Raw genomic sequence first — 19146 nt, 5'->3', positions numbered from 1 at the left:
GCTGCGTGGATGCAGCCGTAGAAGAAAGTCGAGATGCCGGTGGCGAAGCCGGTATTAGTGGTTTGCGGTGTCGACGCCCAGCAGTCCCAGCAGGTGGGCGCGGTTGGTGACGAACAGTGCGTCGCTGTGGCTGCGCGGGTGCGCCGCGGACAGCCGGAGGTCCTCGATGACCGTCGCTGATTGCTGGCCATTGGCACGCCCCAGGACGATCACCCGATCTGCCAGGGTCAGCGCCTCGTCGACGTCGTGGGTCACCACCAGGACGGTGGTCGGGAACGACGCATGGATGGACAGGAGCAGGTCCTGCATTTTCAGGCGGGTCAGTGCATCCAGTGCGCCGAATGGTTCATCGAGCAGCAGCACGCCGGGGCGGCGGGCCAGTGCTCGGGCGAGCGATACGCGCTGTGCCATGCCGCCGGAAATTTCGCGTGGCCGCAGATCGGCCGCGTGGGTCAACCCGGTCAGCTCCAGCAGCTGGTTGATGAGTTCAATGCCGGCCGGCTTGCTGGTCCCCGGAGCCAGTCCGAGTGCGATGTTCTCGCGCACCGAACGCCATGGCAGCAGCCGTGGCTCCTGGAAGGCCACCGCGCACAGCTCGTTGATGTCGTTGACTTCCCGGGTGCCGGTGAAGACTGCGCCGCCCGTGGGGTGGTCCAAGCCGGACACCGAGCGAAGCAGCGTCGACTTGCCGCAGCCGCTGGCTCCGAGGATCGCCACAACCTGTCCTGCTTCGATGTGGAGGTTGACGTCTGCGAGGACGGTGCGCTGCTCCTTCTTGGTGGTGAAGGTGCGCGAGACATTGTGGAAGTCCACGGACAGCGCGCTGGATGCGCTGGTTGCAACCTCGGTCTGAGGCAGGGCAAAGGCAGTAGCCATGATCATCTCCATCGGTCCTGGCGGTAGCACCGGCCGTGAATTCCGGGAATTCAACGGTGGTTGCTGCGGCGTCGTAGAGCCAGATCTCTCGGCCGCTCGGGATGGTTACGCATCCATTACACGCATTCGAACGATTCCATTGCAAATCCTGCGTAACATGAAAAATATTCGATGTAAGCGCGTAATCTGTGGGATATTTCGTTATTTATTTCATTGAGCGTTGGTTTGATCGATCTTTGCCCCTCCTCCTTGGGTCATCTTCGGCGGTTCGCGGCAATCGGCACTCGCGAGTCCCTGCAACCCGTGCGTTTTCAGCGACGAAATATGACTTCGGGGCTTGGAGCCGCCCGATTGTTACGGCTACAAATGATTACGACCCATCCAGAGCGGCTGAGAGATCTGGCTCCACGACGCCGCAGCAACCACCCATGACAGGGACGGTGCTACCGCCAGGATCGATGGAAAGAATCGAGGACTTTTTATGTCTTTTGGCGCACCCCAAAACGATTTTGAGGTGGACTTTAACACGCTGAGCACCCCGGGCGCCGGCAATGCGCTGGAGCTTGACGAGTTCACCGAAGACCGTCCGACCCGCCAGCTGCTCAAGGTGACTCCGGGGCCGGGGGCCGACGAAGACTACGAGCGCCTTGCAGCGATTTTCCGTCCGGTGTTCGCCCAGATCGCCGCCGGCGCCAAGGAGCGCGACCGCAACCGCATCCTGCCCTTCGAGCAGGTGGGCCTGCTGAACCGCGACCGCTTCGGGGCGCTGCGCCTGCCGGTCGCCGACGGCGGCCACGGGGCCCGGCTCAGCGACGTCTTCCGCCTGCTCATCGAGCTTTCCGAGGCCGATTCCCATATCGGCCAGCTCTGGCGCGCGCACATTGCCTTTGTCGAGGACGCGCTGCGCCTGCAGGACGAGCAGCTGAAGGCTAAGTGGTTCGCCCGCATCGCGGCCGGGCAGATCGTTGGCAACGCCTACACCGAAAGCGGCGGCAACGCGCTGGGCACGCTGAACACCAAGGCCAGCCAGGTCGACGGCCGCTGGGTGGTCAACGGCGAGAAGTACTACTGCACCGGCACCATCTTCGCGGACTGGACCACCGTCGCGGTGGCCCATCCGGAGCGCCCGGGACGCCAGATCGCCGTGGTCTCTACCCAGCACAGCGGCGTGAAGATCCTGGACGACTGGGACGGCTTCGGCCAGGGGCTGACCGGCACCGGAACCACCGAGTTCCACCAGGTGCCGGTGGACAGCTTCATGCCGGAGGATCCCAACGACCCCGAGGCCTCGATCTTCCAGCTGGTGCTCATGGCGGTGCAGGCAGGCATCGGCCGCGCGGCGCTGAACGACATGCGCAGCTCGGTGCAGGCGCGCACCCGCAGCTTCACCACCGGCACCGGCGTCCCGGTGCACCGCGAACCGCAGGTGCTGCAGCTGGTGGGGGAGGTCTCCGCGGAGGTCTTCGCCGCGGACTCGGTGGTCATCGGCGCGGTGCTGGAGGTCGAAGCCGCGCTGCAGGACGCGCAGCTGAACGCGGAGGAGCGCTTCGCGGTCTGCGAGCTGGCCGCCAACCGGGCGCAGACCATCGTGCAGCCGCTAGTCATCAGCGCCACCAGCAAGCTCTTCGACGGACTGGGCGCCTCGTCCACCCGCAGCAGCTGCAACATGGACCGGCACTGGCGCAACGCACGCACCATCGCCACCCACAACCCAGCGATCTACAAGGCGCGCATCGTGGGGGACTACGAGATCAACGGGGTCCAACCCCAGCGCCTCTCGGTCACCGGCGACCTCGCCGCACCCACCGGGCACCACGCCAGCTAGCGGCCGCCGCGCCGCGCACCCACCAGACTTCCACTTCTCAACCACGAACAAGGGGCACATCCATGAGCGAGAACCAGCCACACAACGCGAAGCGGGAAATCCTCTTCAACGCCTTCGACATGAACTGCGTCGCCCACCAGTCCCCGGGCCTGTGGCGCCACCCGAAGGACAAGGCCGCCGACTACAAGACCATCGGCTACTGGACCCACCTGGCCAAGGTGCTGGAAAAGGGCAAGTTCGACGGCCTGTTCATCGCCGACGTGCTGGGCACCTACGACGTGTACAACGGCACCAACGAGTCCCCGCTGCGCACCGGCGCCCAGGCCCCGGTCAACGACCCGTTCCTGCTGGTCTCCGCCATGGCCGCGGTGACCGAGAACCTCGGCTTCGGCGTCACCGCCGGCACCGCCTACGAGCACCCGTATCCCTTCGCCCGCCGCCTGGCCACCCTCGACCACCTGACCAACGGCCGCGTGGGCTGGAACGTGGTCACCGGCTACCTGCCTTCGGCCGCCCGCAACATGGGCCAGGAAGACCAGATGGAGCACGATGAGCGCTACGACCATGCGGACGAATACCTCGAGGTGGTCTACAAGCTGCTCGAAGGCTCCTGGGAAGACGACGCGGTGCAGGCCGACAAGGAAACCGGCGTCTACACCGACCCGGCCAAGGTGCACCCGATCAACCACGATGGCAAGTACTTCAAGGTTCCGGGCATCGCCATTACCGAGCCGAGCACCCAGCGCACCCCGGTCATCTACCAGGCAGGCACCTCGCCGCGCGGCCTGAAGTTCGCCGCGCAGAACGCGGAGGCGGTTTTCGTGACCAGCCCGACCCGCGAAATGCTCAAGGACACCGTCACCAAGATCCGCGACCATGCCGAGGCCGCGGGCCGCGGCCGCTACGACATCAAGATCTTCGCGATGCAGACCATCATCACCGCCGAGGATTCGGCAGCAGCCCAGGCCAAGTATGAGGACTACAAGTCCTATGCGGACATCGAGGGCGCCATGGTGCTGATCTCCGGCTGGATGGGCATCGATTTGTCCACCTTCAACCCGGACGAGGTCATCGGCGCCGACGTGAAGTCCAACGCCATCCAGTCTTCCGTGGCCACCTTCCAGAAGGCCAGCGGCGACGAGGGCAACCCGTGGACCGTGCGCCAGCTGGCCGAATGGGTTGGCGTGGGCGGCTTCGGCCCGATCACCGTGGGCTCCGGCGCCGAGGTCGCCGAAAAGCTCATCGACTGGGTCAACTACACCGACGTCGACGGCTTCAACCTGGCCTACGCCATCACCCCGGGCACCTTCGAGGACATCGTCGAGTACGTGGTTCCCGAGCTGCAGGCCCGCGGCGCGTACAAGACCGAGTACGCCGACGGCTCGCTGCGCAACAAGCTGTTCGGCGCAGGCGACCACGTCAAGGACACCCACCGCGCGGCGTCCTTCAAGGTCTCCAACCGCTTGGCCGCCCAGGTCTGATCCCGGAACTACCGCACGGCCTACCGGCCCCGCAGCCCAGTCAAGGGCGGCGGGGCCGGTCGGCAGTTAACCAGCGGTTGTGCTGCGCCACAGGTCAGTGGATCGGCACGCCGGCGCTGTCCACGACCCACCACACGTCGCTGACCGCCTGGCCCTTGGTGTCTCCGGGTTTGCTGTCCGAAACGTAGTAGTACATGGGCCAGCCGTTCAGCGTCAGCTGCGGCTTGCCATCGGCGCCGGTGATGGTGCCCAGCTTCCCGGTGATGCCCTTGGCATCGCTCAGCGAGGCCGGGCCCGAGGGGACCGGAGGCCACAAGTCGAGGCATCCGCCGGTGCAGGAGGAAGCCCCGGAGTTCTGCGTGTCCTCGTCGAACTGGTAGATGCTCATGCCCCGCTGGTCGGTGGCGATGCTGCCCAGCTCGGTCTGCCGCATTTCAAGGATCGCTCCGTTCTGCTTGAGATTCGGCACCGGGCTGCTGCCGGTATTCGGCACCCCGTAGTTCGAGGTTCCGGAATTGCCCTGGCCTGGATTGTCCTGGGCTGAACCGTTCTGGCCGGAGCACCCGGCCAGAACCAACGTCAAGGCTGCGGTGAGGACCGCGGCTTTCGAAAATGCCTTGCCCATGATCGTGCTCCTTGTTCGTCCTGGTTCCTCCCGCAGAGCCGAGGGCGGGAGCGTGGAAAACCGTACAAGGTGAGAACGAGACAGAGCCCGCTCCGGTTCAGCATCCCGCAAGCTTTTTTGCGCGGGCAGCCAGTGGCTTAGCACGCTGTGCCCCGTCCGCAGGCCGGACGGGGCGCAGGAGCGGCGCAGCGGGCGGCGCCCGCCGGGCTACTTGGCCGGCTTCACCACCATCGCGGAGCCGCCGCCGCGGCGCACTGGTTCGGCGGCCGCGGTGAGCTTGCCGTGGGAGTCGACCTCCACGGCCGCCACCGCGCCGATTTCAGCCTGCGGGGTGAACGAGTCCCCGGCAGGGGTCAGCTTGTGGCCGAAGGCCTCCAGCGCGGAACCGTAGGCGGTGATGAACTCCGGTTCGGCCGTGACCGCCGCGGTATTGCGCTGCGAGGCGCGCGGGGCGGCGATGGCCTGGCCGATGTCCATACCCAGGTCGATGCGGTTGACCAGGGTCTGCAGCACCGTGGTGATGATGGTCGAGCCGCCCGGCGAGCCGATGGCCAGCGCCGGCTGCCCGTCGCGCAGCACGATGGTCGGGGACATCGAGGAACGCGGGCGCTTGCCCGGGTCGATGCGGTTCGGATCCTCGGGGTTGTACACCGTGGAGAAGTCCGTCAGCTCGTTGTTCAGCAGGAAGCCGCGCCCCGGAACCATCATGCCGGACCCGCCGGTCTGCTCGATGGTCAGCGTGTAGGAAACCATGTTGCCCCAGCGGTCCACCACCGACAGGTGCGTGGTGGACACGTTCTCGGTGTCCTGCTCGTCCACCGGTGCGCCGGTTTCCGCCGGGCACAACCCGTCGAAGTTCTCGACGTCCCCGGGAGCCACCGGCTTGACGGCGGCACGCGCCGGATCCAGCGCGCAGGCTCGTTCGGCGCCGAAGAGCTGGCTGGTCAAGGTCCTGGTCGGCACATCCACGAATGCCGGGTCGCCGACGAACTTGCCGCGGTCGGCATAGGCCAGTGCGGTGGCTTCCAGGTAGTGGTGCAGCGCGGACGGGGTCTGCATGGAGGACAGGTCGAACTGCTCCAGGATGTTCAGCGATTCGCCGATGGTGGTGCCGCCGCTGGAGGACGGGGCCATGCCGAAGACCTCGAGCCCGCGGTACTCGACCTTGGTCGGCGCCTGCTCCACCACGGCGTAGTCGGCCAGGTCCTTTGCGGTGATGAAGCCGGCCGGCACCGGCAGGTCGGTGTCCGCGTTCTTGGGCGGCGCGGTGACGGTGTCAGCGATCTCCTGCGCAAGCTCTCCTTGGTAGAAGGCCTTCGGCCCGCTCTTGGCCAGCAGCCGGTAGGTGGCCGCCAGGTCGTGGTTCTTGAAGATGCTGCCGACCTTCGGGGCGTCCCCGCCGGGCAGGTAGAGCTCGCTGGTGTCGGGGAACGCCTCGAAGCGCTTCTTGTTGTCCAGCGTCTGTTCACGGAAGGTCGTATCCACCACGAACCCGCGCGACGCGGTCTGGATGGCGGGGTGCAGCACCTTCTTCAGGTCCTGGGTGCCCCAGTTGTCCAGCGCCCGCTGCCAGGTGGCAAGGGTTCCCGGAACGCCGACCGCGGCGCCGCTGGTGACCAGCTCGGGGGTGAAGTTGTAGGGTTTGCCGGTGGCCGGGTCGATGAACGCATCGTGCGGCATGGCCGCCGGGGCGGTCTCGCGCCCGTCGATGGTGCTGACCTTGCCGGTTTTGGCGTTGTAGTACATGAAATATCCGCCGCCGCCGATGCCGGCGCTATAGGGTTCGGTAACGCCCAGGGCCGCCGCAGTGGCGACCGCCGCGTCCACGGCGTTGCCGCCCTTGCGCAGGATCTCGATTCCCGCTGCGGAGGCCTGGGGGTCCACGGAGGCGACGGCGCCTCCGCTGCCCTGGGCGATGGGGTCCTTCTCGGTCTGTCTGGGATCGGCGCTCGCCGGTACTGCGGATGCTGCTCCCAGTCCTAGGGCCAGCGCTGCGGCGCAGGCAAGGGCCCGGATACGTGGTCGTGACATACCTGAATCTCCTCAGAAGATGGGGATGAAGTATGCGCCAATGTACGGGACAAACATCATTCCAGCGCCGCGTGACACGCGCCACATGCTGATTTCGGCCGATTATTAAACCGGCCGCGGGCATGGAAACGCCCGGGCGCACGCAACGCTGCGTGCCCCCGGGCGTCCTGCCGGCCTGTGCTTCGGCTACTTGATCGGGGTGCCGGCGGCATCCAGCACCCACCAGACGTCTTTCACGCCCTGGCCTGCGGTGTCGCCGGCCTTCTTGTCGCCGGCGAAGTAGTACAGCGGCCACCCGTCCAGCGTCAGCTGGCTTTCGCCGTTCACCCCGGTAATGGTGCCGGTCTTGCCGGTGACCCCGTCAACCGTGACATCGGTTCCGCCCGGGACCGCTGGCCACTGGTCTTCGCAGGGTCCGGTGCAGGCCGAGGAATCGGCGCCCTGGGTGTCTTTGTCGAACTGGTACACCGTCATGCCCTTGCCATCGACCACGATCTTGCCCAGCGAGGAGTCGGCGAGCGCCAGGGACGCGGCACCCATGTCGCCGCTCGGGCTGCTTTCCGCCGGGGCGGAGGACACGGCGCTGGACTGGGCGTCGGCGGAGGGGGAAGCGGTATCGGTGGATCCCGAGTCGTTCGCGCATCCGGTCAGGGCCAATGCCAGGGCCACGACGGCTGAGGTTGCTGCGCACCAGGACTTCAGTGACGATTTCATGAGCTGTGCCTTTCTCGTGGTGTCCGCGTGAGCGGCTTGCCTGCTACACGAGGCGCAGCCCGTCCCGGTTCACTGATCCAGCAAATTCTTGTCCATCGGCGACTGCAGGACCGTCAGTCCGGCCAGGGTCTTCACCGTCACCTCGGCGATCTGGTCGACCGGCAGCGAGGTGGCGGCTTGGAGGGTGATCTTCTTGCCGGGCACTGCCTTCCACGTGGCGACCTGCATGGTGCTTCCCTTGGTGTCGGTCACCAGCAGCGCGTAGGACCACGGGCCGTTGGCGTCGCCGAATTCGTAGCCTGCGGGATAGTCGCAGTCGATGTTCAGCCGGGTGCCCCACGCCACCGACTCGAAGCCGACGTCGGCGCTCAGCGACTGCTCGGCAACCTGCTGCAGGGCAAGCACCGGTCCGGGAGCGGCAGGGCGCAGCAGGAACGGCAGGCCGATGCCCAGGATCACGGCGACGGCGGCCGCGGCCAGCAGGACCAAGCGGGTGCCGCGGCGCCGGCGCGCGGAGACCGCGCGCCGGGCGGTCTTCTCGAACAGGTCCGCCGGGGGCTGCGGCACCAGGGCCGTCACCTCTTCCGGGTCGTGCGCGCGCGAGAGCAAGCCCGGCAGCGCGCTGAGCTCGGATACGGCGCCCTGGCAGCGTTCGCAGTTCTCCAAGTGCTCTTCGAACAGCCGGCGGTCGGCCGGCTCCAGCGCGCCCAGCACATAGGCGGCATCCCATTGGGCGAACTTCTCATGCTCGCTCATCGTGTTACTCCCCGTTCCTGGAGGGCCAGCTTCAAGGCCCTCATCCCATAATGCAGCCGGGACTTCACGGTTCCGTCCGCGATGCCCAATTCCGTTGCGATCTGCTGCGTGCTGTAGGCGCCGTAGTAGGCCAGCACCACCACCTGCCGGTGCGGTTCGCTGAGCGCAGCGAGCGCGTCATGAATGAGGATCTCGTCGAAAATCTGGTCGGCGTGATCCGCGGCGGGCTGATCAGGCAGCCGTTCGATGCTGCGTTCATGCCGTGAGCGTGCGCTGCGGGACTGGTCGATCACCAGGTTGCGGGCCACCGTGAACATCCACCCGCGGACCTCTTCCACCGGCTCGTCGAGAATCCGCGGGGAATTCCAGGCTTTGAGCAGGGTCTCCTGGACGATGTCCTCCGCCTGGTACGAGTCTCTGGTCAGCGAGAAGACATAACGCCAGAGCGGCTGCGCGTATCTTTCATGCAGCAGCCGCAGGGTGGCGTCATCGCTGGTTGTCACGCGCCCCTTTCGCGGCCGGGATTTTCCGAGTTGATTCTCGCTCATGCCTGATACACGAGCGAATCGGGCATTTCGTTCAATCCAGGCCAAGGATATCCGCAATCAGCCGGCGTGCGCTCGCCGGGGCCGAAGGCGCCGTGCCTATCTGTTCAGGGCCTGCTTGATGGCCCTGCCCAGCGGGGTGGGTGCGCGGCCGATCAGCCGGGCGAGGTCCGAGCCGTGCACCTCAAGGGCGCCGTCGCGGATACGCACGTCGGTGTCCACCAGGATCTCGGCGTAAACCTTGGGAATTCCGGACTCTTCGTAGATGCCGGCCAGGGTCTGCGGGTCCAGATCCCGGTAGGTGACCTCTTGCCCGGTGGCGGCGCCGAACGCTCCGGCCAGCTGGCCGAGCGTGAAGGGCTTGTCTCCGCCGAGCTCGTAGATGGTTCCCCCGGCAACCTGCTCATCCAGCAGGACGGCCGCTGCAGCCTCGGCGAAGTCCGCGCGGGTGGCGGCGCTGATTTTTCCCTCGCCCGCCGTGCCGAGGATGACCCCGCTATTGAGGTAGCCCATGAGCTGGTCCGTGTAGTTCTCGATGTACCAGCCGTTGCGCAGCAGGACATAGGGGATCCCGGAGGCCGCCAGCAGGTCCTCGGTGGCCACGTGTTCGGCGGCCAGCTTCAGCGCTCCGGTGCGCGCATTGGCGATGGATGTGTAGGCGATCATCGAGACGTTAACACGACGGGCGGCATTGATGATGTTCTCGTGCTGCGGGATCCGGTGTCCCACGTCGCTGCCGGAAATCAGCAGCAGCCTGTCGACGCCTTCGAGGGCCGCGACGAGCGTGTGCGCTGCGTTGTAGTCGGCGACGCGGGTCTCCACGCCCGCGGCTGCCAAGGCGGCGAGTTTCTGCGGGGACCTGCCGAGCGCGACCAGGCTGCCCGCTGGGGCGCCCCGGGATAACAGCGCATCGATAACAAGGGTGCCGAGTTTTCCGGTAGCTCCGGCGACTGCGATCTTCATGAGTTTCCTCCGTTGACGGTTACCGTTGCCAACGACGTGCCGGCCGAAGGCATTCCCGCGGCCGGTGGCAGGTCAGTGCAGAACTTCCGAAAACCTAGGATGCGGCGCTCAGCTCGCTGGCGCTTGCCTTCAGCAGGTCCTCAAAGATCGACTTGTTCCACTGGAACCCGCGCTTCGCCTCGTCCAGCACCGCTTCGGCATGCGAGGTGTTCGCCCCGAAAACATCGAGTTTGTCGCGGTAGGAATCCTTGTAGATTTTTGGCTTGTCGATGGCCTCGAACTTCCACATGTTCAATGCTTCATCGGGAATGGAATAGTGGCGGGATACGAGCTTTCCGATGGCTAGGCCGCCGGACAGGTCTCCCAGATAGCGCAGGTAGTGGTGGGCGACGAGGCGCGCCGGTTCCGCCGCCGAGGCGCGGATTGCCGCAACGTAGGCCTCGGTGGCCGGCAACGCCGCTGGGATCTCCTTCAACCCGTGGGCCGGCAGCAGGACATCCAGGTCTTTTGCAATCTGCCTACTGCGTTCAAGTGCCGCGTCCAAGATTTCGCCAAGTTCCGGATCCGCGGCAAGCACCCGGACTTCTTCTTCCAACGCACCGTAGATGTAGTGGTACTGGGCAATCAGCAACATGTAGTCGCGTGCCGAGCGTTCCCCGCCCATCAGCGTGGTGATGAAGTCGCTGGATTCTGCGGCGTGGTGATCTTCCTGGGTGACGCTGCGAAGCCGGGCGGAAAACTGTGTTGCGTCGGTGGCGCTCATGTTGCCCGTCTTTCTTAGCGCGATTGGAATGGCGAAATTTTTTATTAAGGCTAACCTAATTTCCGGTTTCAATCGAGGGTTGTTCCATTCTGCAGGAGACGGTGATTTCCGTGTTCACCGGACGGCGGACGCATCGGCTTGGGAAGGGCGGGCCGTGGTCGCTGATATCGCGATTTTGTCCAACCAGCTCCTTCATCCATGGAGCCGCAACAGATCTTGCTTCCTGGTGCCGAGTCAAGAATTTGTCAGAGCTGTCGACAAGAATCGTCACAAGACGCTTTGTGACGTGCAAAATGACTCGTTTCAAGAGCGTTGATAACCGTTGCTGGGTTTCATGACGTTTTACTTACGTCACGCTTGGTCATATTCAACTCCGTGTTCGACACTGAAATTGTTCAAGAAATTGGACACCACACCATCCAGAGCGACTGAGAGACCTGGCTCGTTGACGTCGCAGCAACCACCCGACATCGGGAGCGGTGCTAAGGCCAGGACCGATGGAGATTGCTAGATTTCGCAACGGTCCTTCAAGGGGAGATCTCTGCCTTCCCTCGAACTCGCTACAAGCGGATCGTTGAACATCAGGCGTAATCCTCGGGTCCAACACCGAGAGGAACACACGAAGATGCGTACTTCGCACCTGAGCTTGAAAGCAGCGGCCCTTGTCACCGTCCTAGGCCTGACGCTGACTGCCTGCGGCGGAAACTCGACAACTGCCGCCCCAGCGGAAGGCGCCCCGACCGCCTCCGGCGAACCGGTTGAAGGCGGCACCTTCACCTTCGCCGAGGTCACCCCGATCAACAACTGGCAGACCCAGGCAGCGCGCTTCTACGAGAAGGCCAACGTGCTGAACTCGGTCCTTGACCGCCTGACCTACTTCGACGTTGAATCCGGCAAGCTGGTGGGCTGGATTGCCAAGGATTTCAAGGCGAACAAGGAGCAGACGGAATTCACCTTCACCATTCGCGACGGAGTGACTTTTTCGGATGGATCCGCGCTTGATGCCGAAGCGGTTAAGCTGAATCTTGACGCGCTGGGTCTGGGCATCAAGGATGCACAGATCGCTCCAAACGTGGACTTCGGCGCCTACAAGTCGGCCGAGGTCGTGGGGGAGAACCAGGTGAAGGTGACGCTGAAGCGTCCCGACGCCAACTTCCTGCGCGCTACTTCTTCGGTCGCCGCAGGCCTGGTCTCCCCGAAGACCTTGAAGCTGGACAATGCAGGCCAGTCAGCCATCGCCAAGATCGTCGGTTCCGGCCCGTTTGTCTTCGAATCGGAAAAGCCGGACGAAGAAGTGGTGTTCACCAGCCGCGATGACTACGCCTGGGCCCCGGAAACCGCCCCGAACCAGGGCGACGCATACCTTGACTCCCTCGTGGTCAAGTACCTGCCTGAAGTCGCAAGCCGCGCCGGCGCCGCCCAGTCGGGCCAGGTCGACCTGGTCCGAGGTCTGCAGCCGGTGGACGAGCAGGTACTGGCAGCCAACGGCGGCCAGGTCTTCGCCGCGCAGGGAGTGGACCTGACCACGAACCAGGCAGCAGTGCGCATCGGCTCCGGCAAGCTGGCGGACGCCAAGGTCCGCCAGGCGCTACAGGTCGGAATCGACCGCCAAGCCATCAAGGACACCGTGCTGTCCGACAGCTACGTCGTGGCGGGATCGATCTTGAACCACAAGGCCCCGGGTTTCGTCGACCTGTCCTCTGAAATCGCCTACAACCCGGAGAAATCAAAGCAGCTCCTGGACGAAGCAGGCTGGAAGGTCGGCGCCGACGGCATCCGTGAGAAGGACGGCGAAAAGCTGGAAATCACGGTGGCCACCTCGAACAACTCGGTTGTCATCAAGCCGGCCTTCGAATTGATCGAGCAGCAGTGGCGCGACCTTGGCGTGAAGCTGGTCAACCGCGCGGCCGACAACACCTTCCTGGTCAACGCACTGGTCGACGACAAGGTCGAATTCTTCGGCACCCGCCAGTTCGCCCTCGGCGGCCTCGGCCCGGTGTACGCGCCGGCCAACAATACCCAGACCCTGAACTCCGACGAGGAACTGAACAAGCTCTTCGCCAAGGAACAGGCGGCAACCAGCGAAGAAGAGCATCTGAAGCTGGTCGAGGAAGAACAGCGTGCACTGGTGCTGGACAAGGCCCTGACGCTCGTACTGTGGGACGAAGTCCAGGTTTACGGCGCGAACAAGTCAGCCCACGTCGAGTTCACCTCCGGTACCGCCCCGATCTTCCAGGGCGCTTGGAAGAGCGAAGGCTAGGAGTCGAAGCCATGGGCGGATACATTGCCAAGCGCGTAGGCCAGGCCCTGCTGGTGATCTGGCTTGCCTACACCGCGGTATTCATCGCAGTTCAGTCGCTTCCCAACGACCCGGTGACGATTTTCCTGAACTCGGACTCGGCAGCTGATCCGGCGACTATCGCGCAGATGAAGGAGTACTACGGGTACGACCAACCGGTCATTGTCCAGTACTTCTCCCAGCTGCTCGGTCTGCTGCGCGGAGATCTGGGATACTCCCTGTCCAGCGGCTCTGAAGTATCCGCCCGCATCGGCGAAGTCGCCGGTTCAACGCTGGTGCTGGCAGGCTCGGCCTTCGTTGTCGCGGTCGTTTTCGCTGTGGCGCTCACGGCCGCGGCCAGCCTGGCCCGCGGCGCCAAGCTGCGCAACCTGCTGCTGAATCTTCCGCCGCTCATGGTTTCCATCCCGGTCTTCTGGCTTGGGCTGGTGCTGCTGCAGCTGCTGGCGGTCCAGCTCGGCGTGATGTCGCTGTTCCCGGACGATTCGTTCCTCTCTCTGGCGGTGCCGATTTTCGTGCTGGCGGTGCATTTGAGCGCACCCATCGCCCAGGTGCTCATCAAGAGCGTGCAGGAAGTCAACACCCAGCCATTCGTGGACGTGCTGCGGGCCAAGGGCGCCAGCGAATCGTGGATTTTCTACCGCCATACGCTGAAGAACGCCGCGCCCGCCGCGCTGTCCATTGCCGGCATCACCATCGGAACGCTGCTTGCCGGGTCGGTGATCACCGAAACCGTTTTCGCCCGTGCAGGGTTGGGCCAGCTGATTCTCCAGTCGGTCACCGTCCAGGACATCCCGCTGGTCCAGGGGCTGGTCCTGCTGACCGCCGTCGTGTTCACAACAGTCAACCTGCTGGTTGACCTCATCCATCCGAAGCTCGATCCGCGTATCATCACCGCCCGCTCCGGTTCGCCCCGCGCGCTTGCGGCCTAGGGAAGGAAAAGTCCATGAGCCTTCTGGCAGACAACGTCGATACGACCGCCGCACCCCTGGCCGCTTCCGAACAGCCGGTTGCGCGGACCTCGGGATCCTCCGCGGCGCGGCGCCGGCTGGCGCGGTGGTGGGTCCTGGTTCCGCTGGCCATCGTGCTGTTGTGGGCCTTGGTTCCCTCGCTGTTCACCGGCCACGACCCGATCACCGGAGTGCCGGCGGACAAGCTCCTGGCTCCAAGCTCCGAGCACCTGTTCGGCACCGATCACCTGGGACGCGATGTCTTCTCCCGAGTTGTGTACGGAACCCGGCAGACGCTGCTCACCGCGGGGCTTGCCTGCCTGATCGGCAGCATTGTCGGTTCGATCCTCGGGCTGCTTGCCGGAACCGCCGGCAGGTTTGCCGATAGCGCAGCCATGCGCCTGGTGGATGTCATCCTGGCAGTCCCGGCGTTCCTGATCGCCCTGATCCTGGTGACCGCGACCGAACCCGGCCCGCTGTCGCTGGGACTCGGTGTCGGGATCGCTTCCATTGCGGCCTTCGCACGGCTGGTGCGCACCGAGGTGCTCCGGGTCCGTTCCCGGGACTTCGTGCAGGCCGCGCTGATGAGCGGGGGCGGATACTTCACCGTTCTGCGCCGACATATCATTCCACACGTGATCGGGCCAGTGCTCTCGCTGCTGGCCGTTGACCTCGGCGCGGCAATCCTGGCGATCTCGGGGCTCGGTTTCCTCGGCTTCGGTTCCCCGCCGCCGACCCCGGAGTGGGGTCTGCTGATCTCCGAGGGACGGCAGTACCTTTCTGTCGCCTGGTGGCTCACCACCCTTCCCGGCCTGGTCATCGTTGCCGCAGTGATGCTGATGGCCACCTTGGGGCGAGCCGTCAACAAAGCCTTCCGCTTCTAGCGCCGTACCCGGTTGAAAGGAGAGATCCATGAATGCCCCACAGAATACCGCCAATCCGGTGATCCGGATTGAAGACCTCACGGTTCAGTACGCGCAGGGAACCATCGCCGCGGACAACATCAACCTCCAGATTCCCGGCGGGCAGATCGTTGCCATCGTCGGCGAATCCGGCTCCGGCAAGTCGACGCTGACCAAGTCCCTGATCGGTTTGCTGCCCCAGGGCACCAAAAGCACCGGCAGCGTGCGCTTTGGCGGCACCGAAGTGACCACGTTGAACGTGCACGAATGGCGCAAGATCCGCGGGGCAGGCATCGGGCTGGTGCCGCAGGACCCGGGCGCCTCCCTGGACCCGGTGAAGACCATCGGCTCCCAGGTGATCGAGGTGTTCAGGCTGCACCCCAGCCGTTCGGTCCCCAAAGCCCAATGGCGTTCCAAGGCGATCGAGCTGCTGGAAAGCGTGGGCATTGACCGCGCCGAAAGCAGGATGTCGCAGTACCCGCATGAGCTGTCAGGCGGGTTGAAGCAGCGTGTACTGATCGCCATTGCGTTCGCACTGAACCCGAAGCTGCTCATCGCCGATGAGCCTACGAGCGCGCTGGATGTCACCGTGCAGCGGACCGTGCTGGAGATCTTCGTGTCGCTGGCACGCAAAAACGGAACCACCGTGCTGTTCGTGACCCACGACCTGGCCGTCGCCACGGATATCGCCGACCGCGTCCTGGTCATGAACTCCGGGCGCATCCTCGAAGACCGGAGCGTGGCGGAATTGGTCTCCCAGAGCATCGACCCGTATACCAAGGCGCTGCTTGACCAGGCCTACGCCACCGCGAACCAGCAGGACACGCGGAGCACCGATGACCTGGCGATCTCGGTCGCGAACCTCGGCAAGGTTTTCGGCAAGGGGACTGCGGCCCATACTGCGGTGTCTTCCGTGTCCTTCGACGTCGCCCGGGGGACCACGTTCTCTCTGGTCGGCGAATCCGGCTCGGGAAAATCCACCACCGCGAAAATCATCATGGGCCTGCTCGAAGCCAGCAACGGCAGCGCGCGAGTCAACGGCAACGAGGTGACCGGCATCGGAGGAAAGCAGCGCTACGCGCTGTGGCGCGAAGCCCAGCTGGTCTACCAGAACCCGGACTCCGCGCTGGATCCCCGGCAGCGGGTCGAAGCGATCATCGCCGAGCCAATGGTCAACTACCGCCTGGGCGACGCGGCCTGGCGTCGCGCTCGCGTGGCCCAGCTCATGGAACAGGTCAATCTGGGTGCGGAGCTTGCCTCCAAGCGGCCCGGCGAACTGTCGGGCGGCCAGCGGCAGCGGGTGGCCATCGCCCGGGCACTGGCAAACGGCGCTAAGATCCTGGTGCTCGACGAGGCGCTGAGCGCACTGGACGTCCTGACGCAGGAACAAATCCTGGAACTGCTCGATACGCTGCAGCGCGAGGAAAACCTCACCTACCTGTTCATCTCCCACGACCTGCACGTGGTTGAACGCATCAGCCACCAGGTCGGCGTGATGCGCGGCGGCGAACTGGTCGAGGTCGGATCCGTCGCACAGGTCTTCTCCGACCCGCAGCACGAGTACACCCGAACACTGCTGGCAGCGAACCCCGGCCGCGTACTGCGCGAGCTCGCCGAGACGCGCAGCCGCTGAACATCCACGAACCACTTATTTCACTGAATTCCGAAAGAGATACTATGAGCACCGACGCCCTGGAATCGACCCTGACCATTACCGCACCGTACGGCAGCGAAGCCGCCTACCAGCAGCTCTCGGCCCGCTTCAGCGAGGTATTCGCGCGTATCGCCGAAGGCACCCGGGAACGCGAACAGCAGCGCATCCTGCCTTTCGAGCAGGTCCAGTGGCTGAAGGACGCCGGATTCACCACGTTGCGCGTGCCGGCAAGCCACGGCGGGGATCCGGTCAGCCACGAGCATCTTTTCCGCCTGCTCATTGAACTGTCGGCCGCCGACTCCAATGTGTCGCACCTGCTGCGCAGCCACTTCTCCTTCGTGGAAACCATTGCGCTGCAGCCGCAGGAATTCCAGGATCGCTGGTTCCCGCGTGTGCTCGCCGGGGAGATTTTCGGCAATGCCGCCACCGAGCGCGGCGGCAACGCGCTGGGCAGCACCAACACCAAGCTCGTCAAGACCGATGCCGGGTGGGTGCTGCGCGGCGAGAAGTACTACACCACCGGCTCGATCTTCGCCGACTGGGTAGTTGTCATGGCGACCACGGACGGCGTCGAGGGGCGCCAGTACGCGGTGGTCGACCGCCATGCCCAGGGCGTTGAGATCCTCGACGACTGGGACGGCTTCGGCCAGCCGCTGACCGGCACCGGCACCGCGATCTTCGCCGACGTCGCGGTGGACGAGCAGAACATCATCCAGCGCAAGGTGGCCTCCACCCTGGAGCCCGCGTTCTTCCAGCTGTGCCTGCTCTCGGTGCTGGTCGGCATCGGCAAGGCCGCCCGCAACGAAGCCGCCCGCATTGTGGCCACCCGCACCCGTACCTTCAACACCGGCTCCGGCGCGCTATTCAAGGACGACCCGCAGATCCAGGAGCTCGTGGGACGCCTGGCCTCCAACGTCTTCGCCGCGGAATCGATCGTGGTCTCGGCGGCCCGAGACCTGGACGCCGCACTGGACCCGGGCCTCGGCCTGGATGCGGAGTCCGCCTTCCTGCGCGCCGAGCTCGCGGTGCAGCAGGCGCACGTGGCGGCCCCGAAGCTGGTCCTCGACGCCACCAGCGAGCTCTTCGACGTCACCGGCGCCTCGGCGGTCTCCACCTCCAAGTCGCTTGACCGCTTCTGGCGCAATGCCCGCACCGTCGCCACCCACAACCCGGTCGCCTTCAAGGCCCGCTCGGTGGGCGACTACTTCATCAACGGAACCATCCCGACGGGCCTGCACTCGATCGGCGAAGCCAAGGGAGCCAAGTAGCCATGGGAACCTTCGACTCGCGGCCGCGCTTCCTGCTCTCGGCCTTCCTGATGAACACCTCCAGCCACATCCTCGGCGGCATGTGGCGCCACCCTCAGGCCGAGCAGCACAAGTTCGACGAGCTGGCGCTCTGGGTGGAGCTGGCCAAGAAGCTGGAAGACGCCAAGTTCGACAGCCTGTTCTTCGCCGACGTGGTGGGCTTGTACGGCGACCACGAGGGCGGCTGGGCCTCGCTGGTGCGCAAGGGGCTGCAGGTTCCGAGCCAGGACCCGCTGGTGCTGCTCTCCGCGCTGTCCGCCACCACCAGCGACATCGGGCTGGCCATGACCAGCTCGGTGGTGCAGGCGCACCCGTTCCAGTTCGCCCGCCAGGCCTCCACGCTCGACCACCTGTCCAACGGCCGCGTGGCCTGGAACATCGTGACCAGCGTGCTGGAGAACGCGCACCGAAACTTCGGCGGCGACAACCTGGTCGCGCACGACGACCGCTATGCCTGGGCCGAGGAGTACGTGGAAGCCGCCTACAAGCTCTGGGAGGGCTCTTGGGAGGACGATGCGCTCAAGGCAGACAAGGAGTCGGGCATCTACGCCGACCCGGCCCGGGTCAACAAGATCAACCACCGCGGCCAGCTGTACTCGATCGACGGGCCGCACCTGGCCCTGCCCAGCGTCCAGCGCACCCCGTTCCTGTTCCAGGCGGGGTCCTCGCCGCGCGGCTCGCAGTTCGCCGCCACCCATGCGGAGGCGACGTTCCTGTTTGCGCCGCACCCGGAATACGTGGCCAAGAAAAACGCCCAGCTGATCGGCAACCTCGAAGCCGCCGGCCGCACCCGCACGGATATCAAGGTCTTCGCAGGGCTCTCCTTCGTGGTCGGTTCCACCGAAGCAGAGGCCAAGGCCCTGGAAGCGGAATACGACCAGTATCTAGACCTGGAGGCCATCGTTGCCCATATTGGGGGAGGCATCGGCGTCGACCTCGGCGGGCTGGACTTGGACACTCCACTGGGCGCGGTGAAGACCGAAGGCGCCCAGGGCGTGCTGGAAGCGGTACTGGCCTCGACCCCGGGACGCAATCCAACCCTGCGCGACCTGGCGAACTACCGGGCCAAGGCCCAGCAGATCGTGGGCACCCCGGAACAGATCGTCGACGAGCTGGAGCGCTGGCAGGATGCCGGGATCGACGGGCTGAACATCATGAACCACGTGCTGCCCGGCTCGTACGACAACTTCATCGAAGGCGTCCTTCCGGAGCTGCGCCGCCGCGGCCTGGCGCAGAGCGAGTATGCGCCGGGAAGCCTGCGGCAAAAGGTCTTCGGACGCGGGGACAAGCTCCCGGCAAACCATCCGGCAGCCCAGTACCGCGGCGCCTTCACCGAATACTCGGCCGCAAATTCCGAGGCCAGCATGCAGTACCAGGGCTAGCAACAAAGCTTGGCAGGCAGATCCAACTGGGAGGGGATCTGCCTGCCATTTCCTGATCCGCAGACTTTCATCGGCA

General features: G+C 65.1%; 16 protein-coding genes and 3 riboswitches. Of the genes, 8 read left to right on the top strand and 8 right to left on the bottom strand.

Features of this window, described 5'->3' with window-relative positions:
* Positions 1-54: 54 nt before the first annotated feature.
* Positions 55-876 carry an ABC transporter ATP-binding protein gene (locus DFO58_RS14760; RefSeq protein WP_120991593.1) on the bottom strand — a complete coding sequence of 274 codons (822 nt, stop codon included), beginning with the start codon at positions 874-876 and terminating at the stop codon, positions 55-57.
* 5 nt (positions 877-881) lie between these two features.
* Positions 882-984, bottom strand: a riboswitch (SAM riboswitch).
* Between the two features lie 266 nt (positions 985-1250).
* Positions 1251-1341, top strand: a riboswitch (SAM riboswitch).
* Positions 1342-1390: 49 nt separating this feature from the next.
* Between DFO58_RS14760 and DFO58_RS14755 the strand changes: the two genes are divergently transcribed.
* Both DFO58_RS14755 and DFO58_RS14750 read left to right on the top strand, forming a co-directional pair.
* Positions 1391-2701, top strand: a complete 1311-nt coding sequence (locus DFO58_RS14755; RefSeq protein WP_244910903.1) for an acyl-CoA dehydrogenase family protein — start codon at positions 1391-1393, stop codon at positions 2699-2701.
* A gap of 62 nt (positions 2702-2763) precedes the next feature.
* Positions 2764-4182, top strand: a complete 1419-nt coding sequence (locus DFO58_RS14750) for an LLM class flavin-dependent oxidoreductase (protein ID WP_047118113.1) — start codon at positions 2764-2766, stop codon at positions 4180-4182.
* Between the two features lie 94 nt (positions 4183-4276).
* On the opposite strand, the gene DFO58_RS14745 is transcribed toward DFO58_RS14750, so the two are convergent.
* From DFO58_RS14745 to DFO58_RS14715, 7 genes are all read right to left on the bottom strand, one after another.
* Complete coding sequence (locus DFO58_RS14745; protein ID WP_047118112.1) at positions 4277-4807, bottom strand: hypothetical protein; 531 nt, start codon at positions 4805-4807, stop codon at positions 4277-4279.
* 207 nt (positions 4808-5014) lie between these two features.
* Positions 5015-6838, bottom strand: coding sequence for a gamma-glutamyltransferase (ggt, locus tag DFO58_RS14740; RefSeq protein ID WP_113607584.1), 1824 nt, complete (start codon positions 6836-6838; stop codon positions 5015-5017).
* A gap of 186 nt (positions 6839-7024) precedes the next feature.
* On the bottom strand, positions 7025-7552 hold the full coding sequence (locus DFO58_RS14735) for a hypothetical protein (protein WP_113607585.1): 528 nt from the start codon (positions 7550-7552) through the stop codon (positions 7025-7027).
* Between the two features lie 69 nt (positions 7553-7621).
* Complete coding sequence (locus DFO58_RS14730) at positions 7622-8308, bottom strand: zf-HC2 domain-containing protein (protein ID WP_113607586.1); 687 nt, start codon at positions 8306-8308, stop codon at positions 7622-7624.
* Complete coding sequence (locus DFO58_RS14725) at positions 8305-8811, bottom strand: sigma-70 family RNA polymerase sigma factor (protein WP_286163622.1); 507 nt, start codon at positions 8809-8811, stop codon at positions 8305-8307. Before DFO58_RS14725 ends, DFO58_RS14730 begins: the two co-directional genes overlap by 4 nt.
* A 141-nt stretch (positions 8812-8952) precedes the next feature.
* The gene (locus DFO58_RS14720) at positions 8953-9816 is read right to left on the bottom strand and encodes an SDR family oxidoreductase (RefSeq protein WP_120991552.1); all 864 of its coding nucleotides are present in this window, start codon (positions 9814-9816) and stop codon (positions 8953-8955) included.
* 94 nt (positions 9817-9910) lie between these two features.
* The gene (locus DFO58_RS14715) at positions 9911-10579 is read right to left on the bottom strand and encodes a biliverdin-producing heme oxygenase (protein WP_120991551.1); all 669 of its coding nucleotides are present in this window, start codon (positions 10577-10579) and stop codon (positions 9911-9913) included.
* A gap of 412 nt (positions 10580-10991) precedes the next feature.
* A riboswitch (SAM riboswitch) is annotated at positions 10992-11083 on the top strand.
* 121 nt (positions 11084-11204) lie between these two features.
* Here DFO58_RS14715 and DFO58_RS14710 point away from each other — a divergent pair.
* Genes DFO58_RS14710 through DFO58_RS14685 form a run of 6 tightly spaced genes read left to right on the top strand, consistent with a single transcriptional unit; the run spans position 11205 to position 19070 of the window.
* Positions 11205-12839 (top strand): ABC transporter substrate-binding protein, encoded by a 1635-nt coding sequence (locus DFO58_RS14710; protein ID WP_113607590.1) that lies wholly within the window; start codon positions 11205-11207, stop codon positions 12837-12839.
* Positions 12840-12850: 11 nt separating this feature from the next.
* Positions 12851-13807, top strand: a complete 957-nt coding sequence (locus DFO58_RS14705; protein ID WP_113607591.1) for an ABC transporter permease — start codon at positions 12851-12853, stop codon at positions 13805-13807.
* A 14-nt stretch (positions 13808-13821) separates the two neighbouring features.
* Positions 13822-14709, top strand: a complete 888-nt coding sequence (locus tag DFO58_RS14700) for an ABC transporter permease (protein ID WP_113607592.1) — start codon at positions 13822-13824, stop codon at positions 14707-14709.
* 28 nt (positions 14710-14737) lie between these two features.
* On the top strand, positions 14738-16360 hold the full coding sequence (locus DFO58_RS14695; RefSeq protein WP_113607593.1) for an ABC transporter ATP-binding protein: 1623 nt from the start codon (positions 14738-14740) through the stop codon (positions 16358-16360).
* A 44-nt stretch (positions 16361-16404) separates the two neighbouring features.
* Entirely contained in the window at positions 16405-17649 is a 1245-nt protein-coding gene (locus DFO58_RS14690; protein WP_120991550.1) for an acyl-CoA dehydrogenase family protein, read from the top strand.
* Positions 17650-17651: 2 nt separating this feature from the next.
* Entirely contained in the window at positions 17652-19070 is a 1419-nt protein-coding gene (locus DFO58_RS14685) for an NtaA/DmoA family FMN-dependent monooxygenase (RefSeq protein WP_120991549.1), read from the top strand.
* Positions 19071-19146: the final 76 nt, after the last annotated feature.

It is taken from the genome of Arthrobacter sp. AG1021 (assembly GCF_003633665.1).
Classification (GTDB): Bacteria; Actinomycetota; Actinomycetes; order Actinomycetales; family Micrococcaceae; genus Glutamicibacter; species Glutamicibacter soli.
This window is presented reverse-complemented; position numbering and strand designations above follow the sequence as displayed.